Origin of the sequence: Gilliamella sp. wkB308 (assembly GCF_001690185.1) — a bacterium.
Classification (GTDB): Bacteria; Pseudomonadota; Gammaproteobacteria; order Enterobacterales; family Orbaceae; genus Gilliamella; species Gilliamella apicola_I.
Genome location: NZ_LZGN01000011.1, coordinates 1 through 3,335, shown reverse-complemented (window position 1 = coordinate 3,335; position 3,335 = coordinate 1). Strand labels below are relative to the sequence as shown.

The window sequence follows — 3,335 nt, the reverse complement described above, 5'->3', positions numbered from 1 at the left end:
AACCAGCTATATTGTGCCCAAGTATCGACATAAAGCCCTTCACCATTGGTTTGTGCATTCCAGTTACCGTAAACCCCTAAGTTATAACCGGTCACACTACCATCACCGTTACGTTTACTGTGTTTTTGTTGGGTATCAATTGAACTGTGACCGTATCCACCATAAACCCCTACTTTAAATTGGTCTAAAGATAATACATCCACACCCATTTCAATCACTGATGTCTTCATGTCTATTGATTGTCTACCATTAAACATGTCAGTCTGAGTTCGGTCATAGCTATAACGCATCCAAACATTTGAATCCGGTACATAAATTGAGGTATCACGGTCGTGAGCACTATGACGGAACATATTTAATGCCGCTAATTGGTTACCAAATACTGATGCGACTATCGGTGATTTATAAACATTTGAAAACGCGTTGGTATATTCAATGACTAATTTGCCATTTTCATCACGTCCAATTGTATAGTCAAATTCACTATCTTTTTTCTCGATGATATTCCAGATAGCATCATCTTGACCGACAACATCAACTAGATTGATTTTACCGCGTTCTGAATTTCCTCGGCCGATTTCAGTTATATCAATATAGGTTTTTCCTGACGCATTACCTTTTACGACAAGTTTATCTGACTCACCTTTTTCTGTATCCACATACATATTTAGTTTGCCATCTTCACCACGGTAATCACCATTGACAGTTAATACTGTATTTGCTGAGTCTTTACCTAAATCGATAGTCCCACCATTGACTAAATTGCCAATTGTTTGGTTATGATCTTTTAAATTAAGTGATCCTTTCTTATCAACGTTATAATTAGATTTTTCGCTAAAGACATTCTCGGCTTTGGCATTCCAAGAACCACCGGTTATATTGGTGTTTCCTTCATAAGTATGTTTACCACTAATAAAGTTATCACCAGAGATTACATTGACATCCCCATTTCCATCAATATCCCAGTCTACTTGATAATCAGTGTTAGTATGATTAATATTTAATTTACCACCATTTCTTAATCCAACTTTTGGCGTATCAATAGAACCTGCTTTTTCAGCGGCTTTTCCAACTTCACCACCGATATTAAGAACGCCATTTTGTTCAACTCGAATACCGAGATCCTCACCAGATTTATCGCCTTTTTGAGTTTTGATGGCCGCATCATTTGCAACGGTTAAACTAGCAGAATGATTACCACCCTCATTGACGATAATTTCAGACATCACGTTCAATTGAGAATTTTTACCATCAATTAATACTTTACCATTTCTGATAGCTAGCTTGTTGTATGTACCTGCATCACCATCAGCAACATTTAAACTACCACCATTGGTCACATTAATTTCACCATAGCCATCTTTATCAACTGATTGCGTTCCTACTCGCATACCACCTGAATTAAAAGCAGAACCTTCACCGTCAATATTAATAATCGCATTTCCATTACCACTTGCGACAAATGTCGCTCGAGATGAATTAATAACACCACCATCTAAAATATTAACTACAGCCTTACCGTCGCCGGCAATCCCCATATCTTGTGAGTTAACTTGATTTATTGTACTGCCTTTACCTGATACAGTTAAAGTTGTATTAGAAGTGCTAGAATGACCTACACGTAATGAAGACCATCCAGTATTGGTAAAAGTGCCGCCATTAGTAATAAGAATATTAGCGTTACCTTGAGATCCCAAATAAGCATCACCAGTAGTGTTAATGAAATGACCATTGTCGAGTGTAAGTTGAGCAGAAGTATCTACATCATGTGCCACTATAATTCTATTGATTTTTAATGTGCCATTATCACTAATTGTTAAATGTCCATTTTGACCAATGATATATTCATCATTGCTAACTACGCCACTAGGCAACGTTCCAGTGTCATCACCTTTAATAGTTTGATTGGTATCTATATTAACACGTGCAGCAAAAGCATTGCCGGAAGATAAAACAGATAAAGCCCCAAGAATTGTGGCATTAATTAATACTGATTTAGTTTTTTTACCTCTTCCTCTGGCTAATTCCGAAACTGCCAGACTAATTCCTTGTCTATTTTTCAAAACTTTATAAATTTTATTCATTTGTTAAATTTCCTTCATTTTACAATATTAAACATAGTCACTAAGATTCAAGAGACTTATGTAAAAAACATTATTGATCGGATTGGACGATCAATCAACATTTAATCTATCGAAAATTTCTAATAAAAAGCGTAATATAATTATAATTAATTGTTTTTTTTGTTAATTGTAAGTTAATGTAAAGATAACGAACTGATGATTTTTGCACAAAATTTTCATATTCTGTATTTAAAATATATACTCAATTAGCAATCTTTTTTTTTCAATATATTGTTTATGTTATGATTTTTTTTAGACTAAATTCTTTATTTAGTCAGTGCTAAATCTTCCCCTTTTTCTATTTAGTTTGAATCAAATATCTTTTTTCTATAAAAAAGCAGTACTAAATCGTACTGCTTTGTATTTACTAAGATATTACTATTGTTAGAATGAATAATTTAAACCTAGTTGTCCACCAATTCGTGAATATTTATCTGAGCCAAATCGAGTATCTAGTTGAGCATAAGCACTTAGTGATTTTGTCATGCTTCCACTCACACCGACTTTAAACTCTGCGTAATTTTTACCTTGATTTGAATCAACATGTTTTCCTTTTACTTTCGCTTCTGGTGAAGATGAATCATATAGCCAGTTTGCTTCAATAAATGGTAACACGCCGTAACCAGATTTTGTGCTTTGACCATAGTAACGTGCACCTATGCGTAATTGCGCACCATCTGCATTAATGTTGTCGACTTTACCTGCACGACCTAAATTAAACTTATCACTGTCTAACCAGGTATAACCAATTTGAGCATGTGGCTCAAGTAACCAGTTTTTCTCATCGCCTTCAAGAACAATTAATCCATAACCAACTTCAGCAGATAAATTTAATGCGTTCCCATTATATTTGCTTGAATAGTTTCTTAAATTTGATAAATGAACGGATGTTTTATGTTTAAACCAGCTATATTGTGCCCAAGTATCGACATAAAGCCCTTCACCATTGGTTTGTGCATTCCAGTTACCGTAAACCCCTAAGTTATAACCGGTCACACTACCATCACCGTTACGTTTACTGTGTTTTTGTTGGGTATCAATTGAACTGTGACCGTATCCACCATAAACCCCTACTTTAAATTGGTCTAAAGATAATACATCCACACCCATTTCAATCACTGATGTCTTCATGTCTATTGATTGTCTACCATTAAACATGTCAGTCTGAGTTCGGTCATAGCTATAACGCATCCAAACATTTGAATCCGGTAC

At 34.9% G+C, this 3,335-nt stretch carries 2 protein-coding genes; both read right to left on the bottom strand.

The annotated features are described in order from the left end of the window. A partial coding sequence (locus tag A9G10_RS01695) for an autotransporter outer membrane beta-barrel domain-containing protein (RefSeq protein WP_143425923.1) occupies positions 1 to 2,084 on the bottom strand: 2,084 nt, incomplete at its 3' end. Positions 2,085 to 2,507: 423 nt separating this feature from the next. Then, the coding region (locus tag A9G10_RS01690; protein ID WP_143425922.1) for an autotransporter outer membrane beta-barrel domain-containing protein at positions 2,508 to 3,335 on the bottom strand (828 nt) is incomplete at its 5' end.